The 16,502-nt window shown below is 65.3% G+C and carries 18 protein-coding genes; all 18 read right to left on the bottom strand.

Going from position 1 to position 16,502, the window contains the following annotated elements; genetic code table 11:
• Positions 1 to 86: 86 nt before the first annotated feature.
• The 18 genes from B1C78_RS05220 to fliQ all read right to left on the bottom strand — a co-directional run bounded on the left by B1C78_RS05220 (position 87) and on the right by fliQ (position 16,431).
• Entirely contained in the window at positions 87 to 494 is a 408-nt protein-coding gene (locus B1C78_RS05220; RefSeq protein ID WP_077278091.1) for a DUF2802 domain-containing protein, read from the bottom strand.
• On the bottom strand, positions 491 to 706 hold the full coding sequence (locus B1C78_RS05215) for a hypothetical protein (protein ID WP_077278090.1): 216 nt from the start codon (positions 704 to 706) through the stop codon (positions 491 to 493). Before B1C78_RS05215 ends, B1C78_RS05220 begins: the two co-directional genes overlap by 4 nt.
• 41 nt (positions 707 to 747) lie before the next feature.
• Positions 748 to 1,227, bottom strand: coding sequence for a chemotaxis protein CheW (locus B1C78_RS05210; protein WP_077278089.1), 480 nt, complete (start codon positions 1,225 to 1,227; stop codon positions 748 to 750).
• Between the two features lie 70 nt (positions 1,228 to 1,297).
• Entirely contained in the window at positions 1,298 to 1,993 is a 696-nt protein-coding gene (locus tag B1C78_RS05205; protein WP_077278088.1) for a chemotaxis protein CheW, read from the bottom strand.
• Positions 1,990 to 2,781 (bottom strand): ParA family protein, encoded by a 792-nt coding sequence (locus B1C78_RS05200; protein WP_077278087.1) that lies wholly within the window; start codon positions 2,779 to 2,781, stop codon positions 1,990 to 1,992. Before B1C78_RS05200 ends, B1C78_RS05205 begins: the two co-directional genes overlap by 4 nt.
• Positions 2,781 to 3,737, bottom strand: coding sequence for a flagellar motor protein MotD (gene motD, locus B1C78_RS05195; RefSeq protein ID WP_077278086.1), 957 nt, complete (start codon positions 3,735 to 3,737; stop codon positions 2,781 to 2,783). Before motD ends, B1C78_RS05200 begins: the two co-directional genes overlap by 1 nt.
• 99 nt (positions 3,738 to 3,836) lie before the next feature.
• Complete coding sequence (locus B1C78_RS05190) at positions 3,837 to 4,577, bottom strand: flagellar motor protein (protein WP_077278085.1); 741 nt, start codon at positions 4,575 to 4,577, stop codon at positions 3,837 to 3,839.
• Between the two features lie 20 nt (positions 4,578 to 4,597).
• Complete coding sequence (locus tag B1C78_RS05185; RefSeq protein ID WP_077278084.1) at positions 4,598 to 5,656, bottom strand: protein-glutamate methylesterase/protein-glutamine glutaminase; 1,059 nt, start codon at positions 5,654 to 5,656, stop codon at positions 4,598 to 4,600.
• Between the two features lie 42 nt (positions 5,657 to 5,698).
• A complete protein-coding gene (locus tag B1C78_RS05180; protein WP_077278083.1) occupies positions 5,699 to 7,786 on the bottom strand; it encodes a chemotaxis protein CheA in 2,088 nt (695 codons plus the stop codon).
• 68 nt (positions 7,787 to 7,854) lie between these two features.
• The gene (locus B1C78_RS05175; protein WP_077278097.1) at positions 7,855 to 8,625 is read right to left on the bottom strand and encodes a protein phosphatase CheZ; all 771 of its coding nucleotides are present in this window, start codon (positions 8,623 to 8,625) and stop codon (positions 7,855 to 7,857) included.
• A gap of 5 nt (positions 8,626 to 8,630) precedes the next feature.
• Positions 8,631 to 9,011 (bottom strand): chemotaxis response regulator CheY, encoded by a 381-nt coding sequence (locus B1C78_RS05170; protein WP_077278096.1) that lies wholly within the window; start codon positions 9,009 to 9,011, stop codon positions 8,631 to 8,633.
• A gap of 130 nt (positions 9,012 to 9,141) precedes the next feature.
• Positions 9,142 to 9,861, bottom strand: coding sequence for an RNA polymerase sigma factor FliA (locus tag B1C78_RS05165; protein ID WP_139349814.1), 720 nt, complete (start codon positions 9,859 to 9,861; stop codon positions 9,142 to 9,144).
• Between the two features lie 2 nt (positions 9,862 to 9,863).
• Positions 9,864 to 10,763, bottom strand: coding sequence for a MinD/ParA family protein (locus B1C78_RS05160; RefSeq protein WP_077278095.1), 900 nt, complete (start codon positions 10,761 to 10,763; stop codon positions 9,864 to 9,866).
• The gene (gene flhF, locus B1C78_RS05155) at positions 10,747 to 12,021 is read right to left on the bottom strand and encodes a flagellar biosynthesis GTPase FlhF (protein ID WP_077278081.1); all 1,275 of its coding nucleotides are present in this window, start codon (positions 12,019 to 12,021) and stop codon (positions 10,747 to 10,749) included. The genes B1C78_RS05160 and flhF overlap by 17 nt, the downstream gene beginning before the upstream one ends.
• A 100-nt stretch (positions 12,022 to 12,121) precedes the next feature.
• Positions 12,122 to 14,212 carry a flagellar biosynthesis protein FlhA gene (gene flhA, locus B1C78_RS05150; RefSeq protein ID WP_077278080.1) on the bottom strand — a complete coding sequence of 697 codons (2,091 nt, stop codon included), beginning with the start codon at positions 14,210 to 14,212 and terminating at the stop codon, positions 12,122 to 12,124.
• A gap of 3 nt (positions 14,213 to 14,215) precedes the next feature.
• Positions 14,216 to 15,367, bottom strand: a complete 1,152-nt coding sequence (gene flhB / locus B1C78_RS05145) for a flagellar biosynthesis protein FlhB (protein WP_077278079.1) — start codon at positions 15,365 to 15,367, stop codon at positions 14,216 to 14,218.
• Between the two features lie 7 nt (positions 15,368 to 15,374).
• The gene (gene fliR, locus B1C78_RS05140) at positions 15,375 to 16,145 is read right to left on the bottom strand and encodes a flagellar biosynthetic protein FliR (protein ID WP_077278078.1); all 771 of its coding nucleotides are present in this window, start codon (positions 16,143 to 16,145) and stop codon (positions 15,375 to 15,377) included.
• A gap of 16 nt (positions 16,146 to 16,161) precedes the next feature.
• Positions 16,162 to 16,431: a flagellar biosynthesis protein FliQ gene (gene fliQ, locus B1C78_RS05135; RefSeq protein WP_077278077.1), complete on the bottom strand. Its 270-nt coding sequence runs from the start codon at positions 16,429 to 16,431 to the stop codon at positions 16,162 to 16,164.
• Positions 16,432 to 16,502: the final 71 nt, after the last annotated feature.

The following is a 16,502-nucleotide window of genomic DNA, read 5'->3' as shown; positions in this document are numbered from 1 at the left end:
ACAAAAAGAATTACAGACTCGGCGAGGGAGGAGTGGTTTCATTCATCCTTCATCCTTCAACCTTCATCCTTCGCCCGGAAGGGCGCTCATCCTTCATCCTTCTCATGTGTCCCATGCAGCGCCAGGAGCAGATCCGCTTCGCCGCGGGTAAGACCGCAGGCCTTCATGAGGTCCTCGCGACTCGCGCCCTGGACCGCCATGCGCATGGCATGCTGGTAGGGGCCCTGTTCCGGGTCGCGCATCAGCAGCGTTTCCTGCTGTTCCGCCAGCTGCCGCAACCTGCGCTCCACTTCCGCCTGGCGCTTGTCCGTGGCCATCTCGCCTGAACACACCGCGCTCAGGGCGCCGCGCAGCGACAGCAGGGCCGTCTCCTGGATCATGATCCGCCGCTGCAGGCGACGCACGTGAGCCACCGCCCACCAGGCCGCCACGCCCCCGCCCAGCGCCAGGAGCACGACGAGGCCCGCTGCGGCAAGCATCAGTGGTTCATTCATACGTATTCGTCCACGTGCCGGCCCGTGGAGTCATCGGGCGGCGGACGCCGGTTGTCCGGGGTGGGTTCGCCTTCTCCCGGCTCCCCATCTTCAGCCTCGTCGCGCGGCGGCACTTCGGGGCGGTAGCGTCGCCGCTCGTCGCCCTCCTCCGGAACCGGGCGACTCGGCCAGCCGGGATGTACGGGCTTGACGGGATCGAGATCAGCGGCCATGGCATCGGCACCTCGCGTGTCCTCGGAACCGGTCCTTCAGACTACAGGTTTGCCACGTCTGCCCACTCTTCATCGGACAGCAGCTTGTTGAGATCCACGACGATGGTCAACTCTCCGTCGCGGCTGGCAACCCCCTGGATGTACTTGGAACTCTCGTCGTTGCCCACGTTGGGCGCCGGTTCGATCTCCGCTGCGCCCAGCTCGATGACCTCGGCCACGCTGTCCACCAGGATACCCACCACCTGGTTGCTCACCTCGATGATCACCACGCGCGACGCATCGTCGGGTTCGCGGCTTTCCAGTCCGAGCCGGCGCCGGGCGTCGATGACGGTCACCACATTGCCACGCAGGTTCACGATGCCCAGCACGTAATGGGGCGCGCCCGGCACCGGCGCAATCTCGCTCACGCGCAGCACCTCCTGCACCTGCATCACGTTGATCGCATAGGTCTCTTCCGCCAGACGGAAGGTGACGTACTGTGCCGTGGGACCCCGGCTGGCCGCCTTGTCTTGTGTACTCATGTCTTCTGTTCCTCTCATTTCCCCATACCGAATGGATGTGCACTGCGGGCTTGCACCTGTGCGTCGGCGATCACCCCGATCCCGAATCCTTGGCGGCGTCCGCTGCACTCCACTGTCCCGTGGCCAGCTCGGATGCGAGCGCATCCACGTCCAGTATGGCACACATGTGCTCGATCACCGTTCCCGCCAGCCAGGGCCGCTTGCCACGGCTGGTGCGCCAGCGCACGCCGTGTTCCGGGAGCGTCAGCATCTGAGTTTCGCCTTCACAGGCGATGCCCCAGCGGGAATCATCGATCAGGATCACGTGCGCCGGCTCAACCGGTGAGTACTCACGTCCCTGCGGCAGCACGATACGACCGATGTCCACCACCTTGACCTGGCGCTCAAGATGCCGGATCAATCCCAGAAACCACGGCTGATGGCCGGGCATGGGGGTAATCTCTTCGGGCACCTCGATCACCCCGTTTAGCTTGACCAATGGCACCGCAAGCGTCAGGCCCGCCACCGAGAACGTCAGGCACTGAAACGTACCCTCCGCCCAGTCCGGTCGCACCGGTTCGCCGACTGCGCTCGCGGGCTGTGTACGCACCGCCTCGCCCGCTTCGACCACCGGTTCGCGTACCGGCGCGGGGATCTGGATGCGGGGCTGCGGTGCAACGACCGCCGGTTCCGGCGCGGTCGGGATCTCCTGCAACAGACTGTCCAGGTACTCGGTGAGCGCACGGCGCTCGTCCAGCAGCACCCCTGTGTTCCTGTGTTCGCTCATGATGCCGCCCTGTGCGCTTCATCGTTGTCTTCCAGGTACCGCAGCAGGCGCGCATAGGCCTCCACGCCCCGCGCGTCCGGCGACATCTGGGGAAGCGGCACCCCCGCCGTACTGGCTTCCCGAAACCGGGTATCCACCGGCACCACCCCTTCCCACAGGTTATCGGCATGTTCATCGCGAAGTTTACGCAGGCTGCGCGTGGAGGCCCGCGTGCGGCGATCGAACAGGGTGGGGACCACCACGGAATCCAGGCGCATGCCCCGTGAATGTCGGATCATGTCCAGCGTGTGGAGCATGCGTTCCAGCCCCTTGATGGCGAGGAACTCCGTTTGCACCGGAATCAGCAGACGATCACACGCCGCAAGCGCATTCACCATGAGCACGCCCAGCATCGGAGGACAGTCCATGATCACGGTATCGAAGCGTGCGGTGAGCGAAGCCATCGCACGTTTGAGTACCAGCCCCATCCCTTCCCGCGTGCCCAGCTGTCGGTCCAGGGTGGCCATGGCGGTGGACGCGGGCATGATGTGAAGGTGATCGAATCGCGTCGCGAGCACGGACTCCCCGGGGTCTGCGCGCGCACCCGATGCGGCACGCTGGAAAAGCTCATACACCCCGCCGGTCACCTGCTCCGGATCGAGGCCGAGGTACACGGTCAGTGAGCCGTGAGGATCCAGGTCCACCAGCAGGGTTTCCCGGTTGCGGGCCGCCAGCAGGCCGCCCAGGGTCACCGCCGTGGTGGTCTTTCCGACGCCTCCCTTCTGGTTGGCCACGGCCCAGACCCGCATCACGCCTGTTCCTCCACCGGAAGCAGCATCTCCTCCAGGTCCTCGCGAAGATATTCGGGATCCGTGCCGTTCTCCACGCGGGGGCGACGATCGGCCAGCACCACGATGGTCACCCGCCGGTTCTGACGACGGCCTTCCGCGGTCTCGTTGGACGCGATCGGTCGGTATTCTCCGTAGCCGATAGCCGCCATGCGCGTGGGATCCAGCTGGTTGCGCGTGAACAGGTGCACCACGCTGGCGGCACGCGCCGCGGACAGTTCCCAGTTGGAGGGAAACACCGGCGTGCTGATGGGCACGGTATCGGTGAAACCCTCCACGTGGATGCGCGCCGGAAAATCGCGCAGGATGCCCGCCAGGCGCTCCAGCACCGGGATTGCATCCCCGGACAACTGTGCACTGCCGCTTGCGAACAGCAGGCTGGTGTTGATCTCCACCTCGATCCAGAAGCGGTCCCGGCGCATGCGGATCAGGTCCGCCTCGATGAGCGGCGAAACCGCCTCCTCGATCTCGTCGGCGATGCGCTGCATGCCTTCGGCCGCCTCCTGGAAGGTTTCCTCGTCCAGCTCGGTCCCCCTGAGCAGCTCGTCGACACCGCGGTCCACGGCACCCGCCTCCGGTTCGGGTACGGGATCCAAGGGGATATCCGAGTCGATGGGCACGCCGGGATCCAGCGGCACGCCCAGGTCAAACGGCGCAATGGTGCGCGGCATCTGCTGCTGACCCTGATCCGCCCTGCGTCCCACTTCACCCAGCTGAATCGGATCCGGCGCCTTGGGCGTGGACCTGAAGGCCGCCACAAGGGAATCCGACAGGACCCTGTACTTGCCTTCGTTCACCGAGGAGATGGCGTACATCACGACGAAGAACGCCAGCAGCAACGTAATGAGATCCCCATAGGGGATCGCCCACGCCTCGTGGTTTACATGTTCCTCGTGCTTCTTGTGACGTCGGGCCATGGCAATTGCAGATTTCAGATTTCAAATTTCAGATTTCAGATTTCAGATTTCAGATTTCAGATGTCTGATGTCTGATGTCTGATGTCTGATGTCTGTCCCTCACAGGACGTAACCTCGCAGTTTCGTTTCGATGTTTCTCGGGTTCTCGCCTTCGGCGATGGAGATGATGCCGTCGATGATCATCTCCCGGTACGCCGACTGGCCCCTGATGGTGTTCTTGAGCTTGTTGCCCACGGGCAGAAAGAAGAGGTTCGCCGAGGCGATGCCGTAGATGGTGGCAACGAAGGCGGCCGCGATGCCGATGCCAAGACGGCTCGGGTCGGCCAGATTCTGCATCACCGCCATGAGCCCCATCACGGCCCCGATGATGCCCAGCGTGGGGGCATACACACCCATGCTCTCAAAGACCTTGGCACCCTCCAGATCAAACTGCTCGCGGGTATTGAGGTCCACCTCCAGAATGGTGCGGATCGCCTCGGGTTCCGTGCCGTCCACCAGCAGCTGCAGCCCCTTGGCCGCGAACGCGTCCTGCTCCTCCTCCGCCAGCGTCTCCAGACCCAGCAACCCCTCCTTGCGGGCAATCTGGCTCCAGTTCACCAGTTTCTCGATCGCTTCCAGGGACTCGATGCGCGGAGCGACGAAGACCCAGGGAAAGATGCGCATGGCATGCATGAACACCTTGAGACGTGTCTGCACCAGTGCGGCGGCCACCGTGCCGACGACGACGATGATGAACGCCGCAGCATTCCAGAGCGCGTCGATGCCGCTGCCCTTGGCGATGATCCCGCCAAAGATCGCCACCAGGGCCAGAAACACTCCGATGAGACTCAGGATATCCATGGTGTGCGGCTACCCGGGCGTCACATGCCGCCGGTGATCTGCGGACCGATCTGTTCGAGAGGCAGGATGCGGTCGGCCAGCCCGGCCTCCGCCACTGCGGCCGGCATCCCGTAAACCACCGAGGTCTGCTCGTCCTGGGCCCACACGCGAGCCCCCTTTTCCCTGAGTTCCCGCACGCCTTCACGTCCGTCGGCGCCCATGCCCGTCATGATCACCGCCAGCACCTGTCCGCCGAACACCGGTACCGCTGACCTGAACGTCACGTCCACGCTCGGCTTGTAGTGCTGACCCGGTTCACTCTCGACGATGCGCACCCGCGCCTGGGCGCCGCATGGCTCGACCACCATCTGCATACCCCCGGGGGCCAGCAGGGCGAGACCCGGCTCCAGCATGTCCCCGTCGGCCGCCTCCCTGACGCGAATGGCACACAGGGAATCCAGCCGCTGCGCGAACGCCGGCGTGAAACTGGCGGGCATGTGCTGAACCAGGAGCAGGGGCAGCGGGAAATTTTCGGGCAGCGCCGTGAGCACCTTCTGCAGCGCCACGGGCCCTCCCGTTGATGTGCCGATCAGCACCGCACGCAGATCCCGCAGGCGCAGGGGCGAGCGTTCCCCGCGGGCCAGCGGGCGCGCCGGAGCCGTCCGCGCAGCTGACGGTGGTGCGGGTTCGCGTTCCCGGGCCCGGCGCATGCCCAAGGTGCGCACGCGCCGGCACAGCACACGACGGGCCTCCTGTTGATCCCGGGCGATGTCCTCGAAGCGCTTGGGAAGGAAATCCGCCGCGCCGGCCTCCAAAGCATCCAGGGTGGCCTTGGCCCCCTCGAAGGTCAGCGAGGAGAACATCAGAATCGGCATGGGCTGGCGCACCATGATTCTGCGCACGGCGGTGATGCCGTCCATCACCGGCATCTCGATGTCCATGGTGATGACGTCCGGCTTCAGCCTCGCTGCCTGTTCAACGGCCTCCTGCCCGTTGGCCGCGGTGCCGATGACCTCGATTCCCGGATCGGCATTGAGGATCTCCACAATGCGCCGCCGGAAGAATCCGGAATCGTCCACCACCAGGGCCTTCACTACCATCGATCATCACTCCTTCGCCGGTGAATCGCCATGGACGTGCTCCTAGAAACGCTTCGCGTAGGTGCGCAGCAGACCCGGCACATCGAGAATCAATGCGATGCCGCCGTCACCGGTGATGGTGGCGCCCGCAAACCCGGGCAGGCCGTGCAGCGTGGAACCCAGCGGCTTGATGACCACCTCTTCCTGACCGATCAGGCTGTCCACCACCAGCCCCACGCGCCGGTTGCCCACGAACACCATGACCACGTGCTGTGTCGCCTTGTCCTCCACCGGAGGCGCGTTGGGCGCCAGCCAGCGACGCAGGTAATACAGGGGCAGCGCCTGGTTGCGCACCATGACCACTTCCTGATCATCCACGCGGTTGGTACGGGACAGATCCAGATCGAAGATCTCGCTCACGTTGGACAGCGGCAGGGCAAAGCGCTGCTCGCCCAGCACCACCATGAGGGTGGGGAGGATCGCCAGCGTGAGCGGCACCTTGATCCGCAACACGCTCCCCTGCCCCAGGGTGGAGTCGATCTCGACGCTACCGTTGAGCTGGGCGATGCGGGTCTTCACCACGTCCATGCCGACGCCCCGCCCCGATACGTCGGAGATCTCGGCCTTGGTGGAGAAGCCCGCCATGAAGATCACGTTGTAGGCATCCTGATCGCTCATGCGCGCGGCGGCGTCCTCGTCCATCAGGCCCTTTTCCACCGCCTTGGCGCGCAGCACGTCGGGATTCATGCCCTTGCCGTCGTCGGAGATGGTCAGAAGGATGTGATCACCCTCCTGCTCGGCGGACAGAACCACGTGACCGGTGCGCGGCTTGCCCGCCTTCTCCCGCTCTTCCGGGGACTCGATGCCGTGATCCACGGCGTTGCGCACCAGGTGAACCAGCGGATCGGCCAGGGCCTCCACCAGGTTCTTGTCCAGGTCGGTCTCCTCGCCGCGAAGCTCCAGATTGATTTCCTTGTTCAGGCTTCTAGCCAGGTCACGCACGACCCGCGGGAAGCGGCCGAACACCTTCTTGATCGGCTGCATTCGCGTCTTCATCACGGCGCTCTGCAGGTCCGCAGTGACCACGTCCAGGTTGCTGACCGCCTTGGCCACCTGTTCGTCACCCAGCTTGGAGCGCAGTGTGGCGAGCCGGTTGCGCACCAGCACCAGTTCGCCCACCAGGTTCATGATGTCGTCGAGCCTGCGGGTATCCACGCGAACAGAGGTCTCCGCCGGCGGAGACGGCGCCGGGCTCGCCTTCGCCGCGACGGCAGGGATCGAAGCGCCGGCGCGAGCCGGCTCGGCGCCCGCACCCGACACAGACACCGGTGCTTCCTTGGGCGCCTGGCCCTTGCCGTGAAGTTCATCCAGCAGGTTCTCGAACTCGTCCTCGGTGATGATGTCCGCGTTGCCGGAACCTCCCGATGCCTTGGCCGTCGGCGCATCGGACGTTGCTCCGTTGCCCGGCGCCGCCCCCTTGCCATGCAGTTCGTCGAGCAGGCTTTCGAACTCGTCCTCGGTGATCTCGCCTTCGCTCTTGTCCGGAACGGGAGCCCCCGTGGAAGCCGAAGCCGCCGGTTTGGTCGGCAAAGCAGGATGGGTGCCGCCGGCCTGCATGGCGTCAAGCAGCGCCTCGAACTCCTCGTCGGTGATGTCTCCGCTGTCCTGCTTCGATTCAGCGGGCGCCGGCACGGGTTCCCCTGCTGCCGGCGCAGGCGCCGGTTCGGCGGCCCGGGGCGCCGGCTGGCTCCCGCTGCCATCGTCCGGCATGGCCAGGGACTCGAGCAGCGTCAACAATTGCGGATCCGCGGGGCCCGGCTCCTCCCCGCCGCGCACCTCGTTGAACATCCGGATCACCACATCAAGTACCTGGAGGACAGCATCCATGAGGGTGCTGTCCACCTGGCGCTGCCCCTGGCGCAGCACGTTGAACACGTCTTCCGCCCGGTGGCAGACCGCCACGAGGTTATTCAGGTTAAGAAAACCCGCACCGCCCTTGATGGTGTGAAAGCTGCGAAACACGGCATTGAGCAGATCCCGGTCGTCCGGATTGCGCTCCAGTTCCACGAGCTGCTCGCTGAGAGCGTCCAGCAACTCGCCGGCTTCCACCAGAAAGTCCTGCAGGATCTCGTCTTCGGTATCCAGACTCATGCCGTTCCTCGTTGGTCACACTGGCGGAGCTCGCCGCACACGTCGCTGCCGTTTCAGGCGTGGATCACTTAGAAACCCAGGCTGGACAGCAGATCGTCCACATCGTCCTGGCCGCTGACCACATCGCTGCCGTCGACGGTTCCGGGTACTGCCGGACCTGTGCCCTTGTTCGATTTCTGTTTTGGCTTTTTCTTCTTCTGCTCCGGCGTGGACAGTCGCTCGCCGGAGATGCGCACCAGTCCGACCAGGTTCTGCTCAACGTCATGGACCAGGTTGATCACGCGGCGAATCACCTGCCCGGTGAGGTCCTGGAAGTCCTGTGCCATGAGCACATCCGACAGGTTCTTGCGAATGACTTCCGCATCGCGCCCCGTCTGGTTCAGGAAATCTCCCAGATCCGCGCTCAGCTGGCGGAACTCCTCCGCCGAGAGTTCCCGCGCCTTGAAGCGCTCCCAGACACCCGAAAGTTCTCCGGCGCGTCCAGCCAGGCTCTCTGCCATTGGAAGGCTCTCCTCCACGGCATTCAGCGTTCGATGCGCGGACTGCTCGGTGAGCGTCACCACGTAGTTCAGACGTTCCTTGGCATCGGGGATGTCGGTCTCGGCAATCTCCGAAAGCCGGGAGTCCGTACGAAACGCATTCAATGCCTCGTGCAGGTCGCGGGTCAGCTTGCCCAGTTCCTGGAAGATGAGGCTCTCATGCATGCGCCCAAGCTCCTCGATGAGCCGCCCCGCGGAGTCGTCGTCGCCGGATTCCATGTGCGCGACCAGTTGACGGGCACGCTCCAGCTGGCGTGCACGCATCTCGGCTTCTTTTTCTTCAACGCCCGGCGTGTCCATCCCCATCAGCCCCCCGCGTTCACGCGCTCGAAGATCTTCTCGATCTTCTCGCGCAGGGTTTCGGCGGTGAACGGCTTGATGATGTAGCCGTTGACGCCTGCCTCGGCCGCCTCGACGATCTGGTCACGCTTGGCCTCGGCCGTCACCAGCAGCACGGGCATGGTCTTGAGCTTCTCGTCCGCCCGCACCGCGCGCAGCAGGTCGATGCCCGGCATGTTGGGCATATTCCAGTCGGTGATCAGGAAGTCGAAATTGCCGTTCTGCAGCATGGGCAGCGCCGTACTGCCGTCATCGGCTTCGCTGGTATTGTTGAAACCGAGATCCCGCAGCAGATTCTTGATGATTCGGCGCATCGTGGAGAAATCGTCCACGATGAGGATCTTCATGTTCTTGTCCACACTGACCTCCGCGTGTTCTGAAAATGGACACGGCCGTGCCGCCGCACGCCCGTTGGTTTTCCGAGTGCCTCGATACGCACGCAGCCAGGCCTGCGCCCCTGGCACGCCTGGCCGATGTTTATTCGGTGTGCCGGTCGGTCCAGTCGCCCATGCGTGCCCGCAACCGGGTCAGGGCCTGACCGTGAAGCTGGCAGACCCGCGACTCGCTGACGCCCAGCACCTCCCCTATCTCCCTTAGATTCAGTTCATCGTCGTAGTACAGCGACATCACCAGCCGCTCGCGCTCCGGGAGCGTCGCCACCTCACGCGCCAGGGCATCGCGAAAATCCTCCTGCTGCAATGCCTCGTAAGGGCTTGGCTCCTCACCCGGGATCAATTCCTCGCTGTCCGAATCGGCCTGAAACATGTCCTCGAAACTCAACACGCGGCAGGACGCGGCGTCGCTGACCATGCGCTGGTACTCGTCCAGGTCGACACCCAATACCTCAGCCACCTCCTGCGGTCTGGCGTCGCGACCCGTGCGATGTTCCACCTGGCGCACGGCCTCGCTCACGCGCCGGGCGTTGCGGTGCACGGAACGGGGCGTCCAGTCCGTGCGCCGTACCTCGTCCAGCATGGCGCCGCGGATGCGGATGCCCGCATAGGTCTCGAAACTGGCGCCCTGCGACGCATCGTAGTTGCGCGCAGCCTCCAGCAGGCCGACCACGCCGGCCTGAATCAGATCCTCCACCTGCACGTTGGCCGGCAGCCGGCCCAGCAGGTGGTAGGCGATGCGCTTGACCAGCGCAACGTGATCATCCACCAGGCGGTTACGGTCCAGTGCGTCGGTCGCGTACATGGCTAATCCGTTAATGACAGGGCCCCCCTGTCATTGGAACCTGGCCCTACGAGCCGCTCAACGAAGAACTCGATCCGCCCGCTGCTTCCACCGGGTATGGGCCATGTATCGGCCTTGCGGGCCAGATCCTTGAATGCGCGCGCCGCGGGGCTCGACGGATAGGCGATCGTCACCGCCTGCTGGCGCTGCACAGCCTTGCGCAGGTAATCGTCATGGGGCACCGCACCCGCGTAGTCCAGCGTCACGTCCAGGAACCGGTCGCAGACGGCGGTGAGCTTGCGGAACAGGCTCCTGCCCTCTTCCGGTCCGCGGACCATGTTGGCCAGCACGCGCACCCGTGAAATGCCGTTGTCCCGGCTGAGCACCTTGATCAAAGCGTAGGCATCCGTGATGGAGGCGGGCTCGTCGCAGACAACGACCAGCACCTCCTGCACCGCCCGGCAGAAACTCACCACGCTGTCATGCAGGCCCGCAGCGGTATCCACCACCAGCACATCCAGGGGCTGCGGCAGTTCGCTGAAGGCACGCACGATGCCCACGTGCTCGGCCGGCGCCAGGTCCGCCATGCGGGCCACGCCCGAAGCCGCGGGCACGATGCTGATGCCCGCCGGCCCCTCCACCAGGATCTCCTCCAGCCCCAGATCGCCCTGCAACACATGGGACAGGTTCGCGCGCGGCTGCAGCCCCAGCAGCACGTCCACATTGGCCAGTCCCAGGTCCGCATCCATGAGCATGACCCTGCGCCCCGCCTGGGACAGCGCCACCGCCAGGTTCACGGAGACATTGGTTTTGCCAACACCGCCCTTGCCGCTGGTGACGGCGATCACCTGCACCGGCCTCGGGGCGCTCATGCGGCGCAGTCCTGCCGCCTGGTCCGCGCTGTTCTCACTGGATCTGGACATGGACATGCTGGCTCATGTGTTCACGGGTCGTGGCGGCACGGCCGGGCGTGGCGCCCCGGGTCCGACGCTCCGCCGCAAGAGAAACCGCCCGACTGACCAGGCGCTGAACGCGTGCAGGCTGAAGGTCCTCCGGAACGCGCTGACCCTCGCTCACGTACACGAGCGGGAGATTTCCTCCATGAAGCGCACAGATGACCGGCCCGAGACTGGCCGCCTCGTCCACCTTGGTCAGCACCGTGCCCGTCAGGGGCAGATGCCCGAAGGCGTCGAAGGTCTCTTCCAGTACGGCCTGCTGGGCATTGGCGGCAACCACCAGCAACGTGCGCAGGCGCGCGATATCGGCCAGGCCCGAGAGTTCCTCCACGAGCCGCACATCGCGCTGACTCATCCCGGCGGTATCCACGAAGATCCTTTGCTTGTCGCCAAGGCCCATTAGGATATCGCCCAGTTGACGTCCTGTCTCAGCCAGATGGACGGGAACGCCGAGGATCTGACCGAAGGTCTGCAATTGACGATAGGCGCCGATGCGATAGGCGTCCGTGGTCACCAGTGCCACGGAATGCTTGCCGTGGCGGCGAATGTGACGCGCCGCGAGCTTGGCGATGGTGGTGGTCTTGCCGACACCGCTGGGGCCTACCAGCGCGATCACGCCGTCGCCATCGAGAATCTTTTCATCCTCGACCGGAATGCGCCGCGCCAGCCCGTAGAGCGCCTCGCGCCAGGCGCGGTCGGGTACCGTCACGTGGCGAACCTCTGCGGCAATCTCCCGGGAAAGCGTCTCGTCCAGACCGAGTCGCACCAGGCGCCGGATGATCTGCACCCGCTCAGGCTCGCGCCGGCGAAAATCGTTCCACGCGAAGCTGGCCAGCTGGTCCTGCAACATGCCCCGCAGGCCTTCGATCTCGCGCTGCATGGCCACCAGCGTCGGATCCTGGGACCAGACCACCTCCGGCATCGCGGGGCGGGCCTGGACAGGATCGGGCCGCGGCGGCTCGCTGACCGGTTCGAGCATCTCCGGCTCGTCAGCGACCGCGGTGAGCAGCGCTTCGGGTTGCGGCTTGCGCAGCGGTTCACGCGGTTCGCCCTGTTCGGCGGCCATGCGCATCACCAGCTCCTGGTCATAGTCCACCGCGGCGACGATCTCGATCCCGCCCTCCACCTTGCGGCTGGAGAGGATCACGGCATCCGGTCCCTGTTCGTCCCGGACCAGCCGCAGCGCCTGGCGCATGTCCTGTGCAAAAAAGCGTCTGATTTTCATCTCTATCACTCGTTACAAGGCGTTCATGTAGGAGCGGCGCCCTCGCCGCGAACAGCCTGTGCCGACCGTGCCTCCCCAGTTCGGCCCGAGGGCGGGCCTCCTACTTTTCGTCTCTTCCCACCGTAGCCACCACCCGGATCCGCTTGTTGTCCGGGATCTCCGTGTAGGCCAGGACCGTGAGTCCCCGGATCGCCGAGCGCAGCCAGCGCGACATCCAGGCCCGGATATCCGGAGAGACCACCAGCACCGCCGGTTCCCCGGCCATCTCCTGGCGCTGTGCGGCCTCGGAGATGGACTTCTGCAACCGCTCGGCCAGTCCCGGCTCGATGCCGAGGCCTCCGCCGCCGGCGCCCTGGGAGGACTGTTGCAAGATCTGTTCCAGAGAGGGATCCAGGGCGATGAGGGGCAGTTCGGCCGCGGTTCCGATGATGTTCTGCACGATGGAACGCGACAGCGCCACGCGCACGGCGGCCGTGAGAACGCCGGGATCCTGACTCTTGGCACCGTGTTCCGCCAAGGTTTCGGCGATGGTGCGCATGTCGCGCACGGAGATCTGCTCGGCGAGCAGGTTTTGCATGACCTTGAGCACGACCCCCAGCGACAGGGTCTTGGGCACCAGGTTTTCCACCAGCTTGGGCGAGTGCTTGCCCAGCACGTCAAGCAGGTGCTGGACCTCCTCGTGCCCCAGCAGCTCGTGGGCGTGCTCCTTGAGCAGTTGCGAGAGATGCGTGGCGATCACCGTGCCGGCATCCACCACCGTGTAGCCGAGTCCCTGGGCCTGCTCCCGGTTGGCGGGGTCGATCCACACCGCGTCGAGTCCGAAGGTGGGGTCCTTGGTGGGCGTACCGGCGATCTCGCCGAACACGCGCCCGGGATTGATGGCCAGATCCCTGTCCGCGAACACCTCGCCGTCACCCACGGTGACGCCCATCAGCGCGATGCGGTAGTGGTTCGGCTCCAGGTCCAGGTTGTCACGGATGTGCACCGGCTGGATCAGGAAGCCCAGCTCCTGGGACAGCTTGCGGCGCACACCCTTGATACGGCCCATGAGCTGTCCGCCCTGGGCCCGGTCCACCAGCGGGATGAGCCGGTAACCTACTTCCAGCCCCACCAGGTCCACCGGCGGTACGTCGTCCCAGGACAGCTCCTTGAGCTCGGGCGAGGTGGGCGGCGCGGCCTCCACCGCCGGCTGCAGCAGCGCCGCCTCCTCGGCCGCCCGGCGCTGGGCGGTCAGATAAGCGCTGGTGGCCATCAGCGCGGCCAGGGACAGGAACACCATGTTGGGCATGCCCGGCACCAGGCCCAGGGAGCCCACCACGCCTGCCGCGATGTACAACGCGCGGGGGGTGGCGAACATCTGCTGGAACACCTGGTTGCCCATGTCCTGGGCGGCGGACACGCGGGTGACGATGATGGCCGTCGCAGAGGACAGGAGCAGTGACGGAATCTGCGCCACCAGACCGTCGCCGATGGTCAGCAGGACATAGTTGGTGGCCGCGTCGGACATGGCCATGCTGTGCTGCAGGGTGCCGATGGTCAGACCGCCGATGATGTTGATGGCGAGGATCAGGATGCCGGCGATGGCATCGCCGCGCACAAACTTGCTGGCACCGTCCATGGAACCGTAGAAGTCCGCCTCCTGGGCGATCTCCTCACGGCGCCGGCGGGCCTCGTCCTGGGAGACCAGTCCGGCGTTGAGATCCGCATCGATGGCCATCTGCTTGCCGGGCATGGCATCCAGGGTGAAGCGCGCGCTCACCTCGGAGACGCGGCCCGCGCCCTTGGTCACCACCACGAAGTTGATGATCACCAGGATCAGGAACACCACCAGGCCGACGGCGTAGTTGCCGCCCACCACGAAGTCGCCGAAGGCCTGAATCACGTTGCCGGCGGCATCGGTGCCCGTGTGACCGTTGAGCAGGATGACGCGCGTGGAGGCCACGTTGAGCGCCAGGCGCAGCAGCGTCGCCACCAGCAGCACCGTGGGGAACACGGCGAACTCCAGCGGGCGGGGCGTGTACACCGCCACCAGGATCACCACCAGCGACAGTGCGATGTTGAACGTGAACAGCACGTCCAGCGCCAGCGGCGGCAGCGGAATGACCAGCATGGCCAGCAGGGCCATGAGCAGCAGCGGCGTGACCAGCCCCGCCTTGCCCACCGCGCTCAGGTTGTTGAGTAAACCGGCCATGGATCAGTACTCCCCGGGCGGCGCACGCCGCAGCAATTCATCGGGCACCGGCAGATCACGCGGCGGTGCGGGTTCCTGGGCACCCTGACGGGTGGCAGCACGCAGCTGGTAAACGTAGGCCAGCACCTGGGCGACGGCCACGTAGAGCCCTGCGGGGATCTCCTGGTCCAGGCGGGTGCTGTAGTAGAGCGCGCGCGCCAGCGGCGGCGCCGGGAACAGGGGCACGCCGGCGCTTCGGGCCAGCTCGCGAATCTCCCCGGCCACCAGGTCGGCGCCCTTGGCCACCACCCGCGGCGCGCCCATCCCCTGCTGGTCGTAGCGAAGCGCCACGGCGTAGTGCGTCGGGTTGGTGACCACCACGTCCGCCTTGGGCACCTCGGCCATCATGCGCCGGCGCGCGATCTCCATCTGCGTCTGGCGGATCTTGCTCTTGACCTCTGGTTTGCCCTCCGTCTCCTTGAACTCGTCCTTGACCTCCTGCTTGGTCATGCGCAGCTGCTTCTGGTGGTTCCACAGCTGGAACGGCACGTCCACCATGGCGATCAGAATCAGCGACGCCGCCAGCATAAGGAAGGTCCAGCTCACCAGGGTGCCGGCATGGGCCAGCCCGCGCTCGAGGCTCTGGTGACCCAGCCCCAGCAGGGAACCGGAGAGCTGCCACAACAGGAAACCGGCGACGGTCGCGATCAGCGTGAACTTCGCCAGGGTCTTGCCCAGTTCCATGAGCCCCTGCCAGGAGAAGATGCGCTTGAGTCCCTTGATCGGATTGAGCTTGCTCCACTTCGGCGCCATGGCCTTTCCGGAGGGACGGCCGCCTCCCATCATGATCGGACCGGCCACGGCCACCACCATCAGCACCACAAACAACGGAAAGAGCGTGACCAGGGCTTCGGTGATTCGAAGCTGCAGCACGGCCTGCAGCTGGCCCGGATCGAAGATCAGGTCACGGTCCAGCACGAAGCTCCTGCGAATGAGTTCCTCGATGCGGGACAGCATGCCGCCGCCGAACACAAGGAGTGCGCCGGAACCGCCCAGCAGCACGAGCGTGGTGTTCAGATCCCGGGAATTGGCGACCTGCCCCTTCTCCCGCGCCTCGCGCAGGCGTTTGGGAGTGGGTTGTTCGCTCTTCTCCTGTGAATTCTCGTTCTCGGCCATGACGTTCTCAGCTCGTGATGCGCCCCATCAGTTCAAAGGCGTTGGCCAGGAGTTCGGTGAACTGCGGCATCAGCACCGGAATGGTGACCATGAGCAGGATGAAGCCCAGCATGATCATCATCGGGAAGCCCACCGCGAAGATGTTCAGCTGCGGCGCGGCGCGGGTGATCACGCCCATGGACAGGTTGACCAGCAGCATGGACGCCACCGCCGGCATGGCCACCAGCAGCCCGTACACGAACATGGTGCTGCCCCAGGAGACCAGCGCCCACAGGTCCGCGCGGGCCAGGCCGTCCACCGCAATGGGCATGGTGTAGAAGCTCTGCAGGGTCAGCTCGATGATGGCCACGTGACCGTTCAGGGCCAGAAACATCAGCGTCGCCATGATCACGAAATAGGTGGACACCACGGGCACCTGAACGCCCTGTTGCGGGTCGACCATGGAGGCAAAGCCCAGTCCCATGGACAGCGCGATGGATTCGCCCGCCTGGGTGAGCGCGCTGAACACCATCTGCAGGATGAAACCGATGGACGCGCCGATCACCACCTGCTGCACGGCAATGGCCAGGCCCGCGAGGCTCAGGGGCTCCACCGCGGGCGGCGTGGGAATGAGCGGCGCCACCACCAGCGCCAGGATAAAGGCCAGGCCCACACGGATGCGCACGCTCACGGTGCCCGCGCCGAACAGCGGCGCGGCGATCAGCATGGCGCTGATACGCAGGAAGGGCCACAACAGTGCCCCTACCCATGCGGTGATCTCGGCGGTGGTGAAGTACATGAGTCGTGCCCATCAGCTATCCGATCAGGGCCGGTACGTTTTCGTACAGGCGCAGGGTGAAATTGACCACCAGGTCCAGCATCCAGCTGCCGGCGATGAGCAGCGCCACGAACATGCCCAGCAGCTTGGGAATGAACGACAGGGTCATCTCCTGGATCTGGGTGGCGGCCTGAATCATGCCGATCGCCAGACCGATGGCCAGCGCCGTGAGCAACACCGGCGCGGACAGCATGATGATCACCAGCAGCGCCTGGCGCGCCACTTCCATGACCGTTTCCGGTGTCATCGATCATTCCTCCCGGCGTCGCGTGCCTTGGAAAGGCGCATCGTTTCATTAGCCACAGAGGTCACAGAGGT

The organism is Thioalkalivibrio denitrificans (assembly GCF_002000365.1).
GTDB lineage: Bacteria > Pseudomonadota > Gammaproteobacteria > Ectothiorhodospirales > Ectothiorhodospiraceae > Thioalkalivibrio_A > Thioalkalivibrio_A denitrificans.
Note: the sequence above shows the minus strand (reverse complement) of the source record. Positions and strands in the feature narration are given on the sequence as shown.

Bases quoted from the DNA above. Each gene is read 5' to 3' on its own strand.
- B1C78_RS05220 (WP_077278091.1), bottom strand. From the start codon at position 494: ATGAATGAACCACTGATGCTTGCCGCAGCGGGCCTCGTCGTGCTCCTG.
- B1C78_RS05215 (WP_077278090.1), bottom strand. From the start codon at position 706: ATGGCCGCTGATCTCGATCCCGTCAAGCCCGTACATCCCGGCTGGCCG.
- B1C78_RS05210 (WP_077278089.1), bottom strand. From the start codon at position 1,227: ATGAGTACACAAGACAAGGCGGCCAGCCGGGGTCCCACGGCACAGTAC.
- B1C78_RS05205 (WP_077278088.1), bottom strand. From the start codon at position 1,993: ATGAGCGAACACAGGAACACAGGGGTGCTGCTGGACGAGCGCCGTGCG.
- B1C78_RS05200 (WP_077278087.1), bottom strand. From the start codon at position 2,781: ATGCGGGTCTGGGCCGTGGCCAACCAGAAGGGAGGCGTCGGAAAGACC.
- motD (WP_077278086.1), bottom strand. From the start codon at position 3,737: ATGGCCCGACGTCACAAGAAGCACGAGGAACATGTAAACCACGAGGCG.
- B1C78_RS05190 (WP_077278085.1), bottom strand. From the start codon at position 4,577: ATGGATATCCTGAGTCTCATCGGAGTGTTTCTGGCCCTGGTGGCGATC.
- B1C78_RS05185 (WP_077278084.1), bottom strand. From the start codon at position 5,656: ATGGTAGTGAAGGCCCTGGTGGTGGACGATTCCGGATTCTTCCGGCGG.
- B1C78_RS05180 (WP_077278083.1), bottom strand. From the start codon at position 7,786: ATGAGTCTGGATACCGAAGACGAGATCCTGCAGGACTTTCTGGTGGAA.
- B1C78_RS05175 (WP_077278097.1), bottom strand. From the start codon at position 8,625: ATGGACACGCCGGGCGTTGAAGAAAAAGAAGCCGAGATGCGTGCACGC.
- B1C78_RS05170 (WP_077278096.1), bottom strand. From the start codon at position 9,011: ATGAAGATCCTCATCGTGGACGATTTCTCCACGATGCGCCGAATCATC.
- B1C78_RS05165 (WP_139349814.1), bottom strand. From the start codon at position 9,861: ATGTACGCGACCGACGCACTGGACCGTAACCGCCTGGTGGATGATCAC.
- B1C78_RS05160 (WP_077278095.1), bottom strand. From the start codon at position 10,763: ATGTCCAGATCCAGTGAGAACAGCGCGGACCAGGCGGCAGGACTGCGC.
- flhF (WP_077278081.1), bottom strand. From the start codon at position 12,021: ATGAAAATCAGACGCTTTTTTGCACAGGACATGCGCCAGGCGCTGCGG.
- flhA (WP_077278080.1), bottom strand. From the start codon at position 14,212: ATGGCCGGTTTACTCAACAACCTGAGCGCGGTGGGCAAGGCGGGGCTG.
- flhB (WP_077278079.1), bottom strand. From the start codon at position 15,367: ATGGCCGAGAACGAGAATTCACAGGAGAAGAGCGAACAACCCACTCCC.
- fliR (WP_077278078.1), bottom strand. From the start codon at position 16,145: ATGTACTTCACCACCGCCGAGATCACCGCATGGGTAGGGGCACTGTTG.
- fliQ (WP_077278077.1), bottom strand. From the start codon at position 16,431: ATGACACCGGAAACGGTCATGGAAGTGGCGCGCCAGGCGCTGCTGGTG.